Below are 3,359 nucleotides of genomic sequence, written 5' to 3' on the forward strand. Positions count from 1 at the left end.
CGCCGTATTATAGGTTATCTCGTTATTGTATATCGCCGCTGAGGCCTTATAAACAAAAAGGCCGCCTCCGGCTGAATTGGCTTTATTATACATAAAGCGGTTATTAAGCAGACTAACCGCCGAATCGCTGATATATATCCCACCGCCAGAGCCGCTGATATTATAATTCACCTCATTCTCGGCTACCAGGACCGATCCGTTAGGATTATGGTCGAAGAATAGCCCGCCGCCTAGATTCTGGGTGCTATTGTTATTTATTTTGTTCTGTTTTATAACCGGACTGGCCGCATTGGCCTCCCCGCCATGGCAATAAATACCCCCTCCATACAATTCGGCCTGGTTATTAACTATCTGATTATCGGTGATAAGCGGGTCGGATTTACAAATGTAAATGCCTCCCCCGCCACCCATCTCGTCATCACCGAGGGCCGCCAGCACTTGGTTACCGCTTATCAGGTTATGACTTATCTGGGGCTTAGCCTCGTTATCTACGAAGATTCCGCCACCAAAGTTAGCGGTATTATTATTAATTTCATTCTCTATAATTATCGGCTCGGCTGGTTCGCCGCTTCTTCCGCCGAAGACATAAACCCCGCCGCCGAATTGGGCCGTATTCTCCATAATGAAGTTATCACTCACCTGCGGACTGGAGGCGTAACAATAAACTCCGCCGCCGGCTCCGGCCTGGGCATAAAAATCATGTTTGGCCGTATTCTTGCTTATCCTGTTTTTGGTGATTTTGGCTGTGGAGTTATTATCGCCATATATTCCGGCGCCGTATTCAGCCGAGTTTTCCGTGATGATGTTATACATAATAACCGCCGAGGAACTATATAGGGCAATACCGCCGCCGCAGGAGCGGTCTACAGTGCCGATATTTTTGCTAATGATGTTATTCATAATAGTCGGTGAGGAATCCCGGCAATATATCCCCGGGTGTTCGCCGGAACCGCCGGTAATGGTAAAACCACGCAGGATGGTGGTTTCTTCTTCGTTATTGATGAACTGGACGACTGGTCCATTGCCTGTTCCTTTGATAGTGGTAGTTTCCGGCCCGGTTAAACTCTGTACAATCACTCCGGGCTTAAGGGTTGTCAACGGGCGTGATATAATGTACCAGAAATGGGCACGAAAAGTGTACCACCCCTTCCCCTAAAGGGTGCCTGACTCCTAAAAACACATGGTATCATATTGACAGGAGGTAGTCAATATGATACAGAAGGAGAGATGTATGGATATCTGGAGTTTGGCAAGGCAAGGGAAGTCAGTTCGGGCAATAGCCCGGGAGACCGGATTACACCGGTTGACGGTAAAGAGGTATCTGGAAGGCGAGGAGCTGCCGGAATACCGGAAAGTGGAACGGGTGTCAATATTGGAGCCGTATAAGCCGATGGTAAAGGTTCTGCTTGGGCAGGAAGATTACCAGGCGACCAGGATAAGGGAGTTAATAGAGCCGCACGGGTATAAAGGGTCTTATGACGTGGTCAAGCGGTACGTAAGGGTATTGAAAGGGGAGCGTGACCAGGTGGCCTACATCCGGTTTGAGACAATGCCGGGGTTGCAGGCGCAGGTGGACTTCGGGGAATTTGCCGTAGTGTGCCCTGATGGTGAGGAACGGAAGCTGTACTGTTTTGTAATGGTATTGGGATTTTCGCGGCATATGTACGTTGAATTCGTGGACAGGTGTACGATGCCAGTGTTTCTGGACTGCCACCTAGGGGCCTTCAGTCATTTTTGCGGCCTACCCGGAGAGATCTTGTACGACAACATGAAAAACGTTGTGGTAAGCCGGCTGGTCGGGAAAATAAAGTTTAACGATACGATGACAGATTTTGCCTGCCATTACCGATTCAAGCCGATAGCCTGTCCGGCCTATTCGCCGTGGATAAAAGGGAAGGTAGAAAGGCCGATAGACTATCTGAGAGAGAGCTTCTGGCGTGGGTATGTTTACAGTAACCTGGAAAAAACCAACGAAGACATAATGAACTGGGTTAACACGACAGCGTTTGAGCGGATACACGGGACTACCAAGCAGAAGGTGTCTGTCCGGTTCGGTTTAGAGAGGGACAGGCTGGGAAATATACCGCGCCGGCCTTATGATACGGCTGCCAAGTATACCCGGAAAGTACAAAAGGACTGCCGGATAAGTTTTGGGGGCAACCTATACGGGATAGCGCATAAATGCGTAGGGAAAAAAGTGCTGATAAGGTTCAAGGATGGACGCCTGCGGGTATACAATGACAATGAATTGGTAGTGGAATACGTTGCCTGCCAGGGAAAAGGGCAGGTAAGGGAATACCCGTGGATATATGAGAATTTAAGGGAGGATAAGGAGCAGCAACGCAAGAAATACCGAAAACCATACGGTAAAGGCAAGGCAACGACAATAGGTCTGGCGAAACACAATAATTATACGGTAGCTGTGGAAGTCAGGGACCTGTCAGAGTATGAAGTGCTCCTTGGAGGAGGTGCGCCATGTCAGAACTGATAATGGAACGGGTAGAAGAGCACCTCCAGCGTCTGAAGCTGTTTAAGGCGGAAGAACTGCTGCCGGATATGTTAAAAGCTGCCGAGGAACAGGGAATGAGCCATCTTTCCTTCCTGGATTATATGCTGAATGAGGAAGTGGCGTCAAAGGAAGACAGGAGAGTAAAGACAACGCTCCGGATAGCCGGGCTTCCGTTTGAGAAAACAATAGATGGTTACGATTTTACGTTCAATCCGGAAGTGGATAAACGGACAGTGATGAGTTTGTTTGACCTTGACTTCATCAGCCGGCATGAGAACGTGATATTTTTGGGTCCTCCCGGTGTAGGGAAGACGCACCTGGCGACTTCCCTGGCGATAAAGGCGTGTTACTCCGGGATAAGTATATATTTTACGACCATGGCGGAGTTGATAGCCAAGCTCAAGAGTGACAGCGATGTGTCCAAAAACGGACGAGGGAGAAGTTATTACAAAAGCGGACTGGTAGTTGTTGACGAGGTTGGGTATATGCCGATAGCAAGGGAAGAATCGCACCTGTTCTTCCAGTTCATCAGTTACCGGTATGAAAAAGCAAGCACGCTCATCACTTCAAACAAGAGTTTTATGGAATGGGGTGAGCATTTCGGCGATCCTGTGATAGTGACTGCCATACTTGACCGACTTCTGCATCACTGCCGCGTGATAAACATGAAAGGAAAAAGTTACCGGATGAAAGGGCACAGTCAATAAAGGAGGTGCATACCATTACCGGACAGGCAAACGCCTGTTAAAACGAAAATGAGAGCGGGTCTTGAATGATAGAAATTGACGAAAATGAAAAAAAGTGCAGGTTTTACAAAAAACGGAGCTTAGGCAAAAAGATTGAAATCAAG

The 3,359-nt window shown here is 48.2% G+C and carries 3 protein-coding genes; 2 read left to right on the forward strand and 1 reads right to left on the reverse strand.

Going from position 1 to position 3,359, the window contains the following annotated elements:
- On the reverse strand, nucleotides 1-1,077 hold a 1,077-nt coding region (locus tag HZA49_04130), incomplete at its 3' end, for a right-handed parallel beta-helix repeat-containing protein (protein MBI5778628.1).
- Between the two features lie 133 nt (nucleotides 1,078-1,210).
- Between HZA49_04130 and HZA49_04135 the strand changes: the two genes are divergently transcribed.
- Together HZA49_04135 and HZA49_04140 are read left to right on the forward strand one after the other, a co-directional pair.
- Nucleotides 1,211-2,488, forward strand: coding sequence for an IS21 family transposase (locus tag HZA49_04135; GenBank protein ID MBI5778629.1), 1,278 nt, complete (start codon nucleotides 1,211-1,213; stop codon nucleotides 2,486-2,488).
- Nucleotides 2,476-3,216 carry an ATP-binding protein gene (locus tag HZA49_04140; protein ID MBI5778630.1) on the forward strand — a complete coding sequence of 247 codons (741 nt, stop codon included), beginning with the start codon at nucleotides 2,476-2,478 and terminating at the stop codon, nucleotides 3,214-3,216. The genes HZA49_04135 and HZA49_04140 overlap by 13 nt, the downstream gene beginning before the upstream one ends.
- The last annotated feature ends 143 nt before the right edge of the window (nucleotides 3,217-3,359 follow it).

Source organism: Planctomycetota bacterium, assembly GCA_016235865.1.
Lineage (GTDB): Bacteria > Planctomycetota > MHYJ01 > JACQXL01 > JACQXL01 > JACRIK01.

Excerpts from the sequence above, each read along its gene's own strand:
- HZA49_04135 (MBI5778629.1), top strand. The coding sequence starts at position 1,211 with ATGATACAGAAGGAGAGATGTATGGATATCTGGAGTTTGGCAAGGCAA.
- HZA49_04140 (MBI5778630.1), top strand. The coding sequence starts at position 2,476 with ATGTCAGAACTGATAATGGAACGGGTAGAAGAGCACCTCCAGCGTCTG.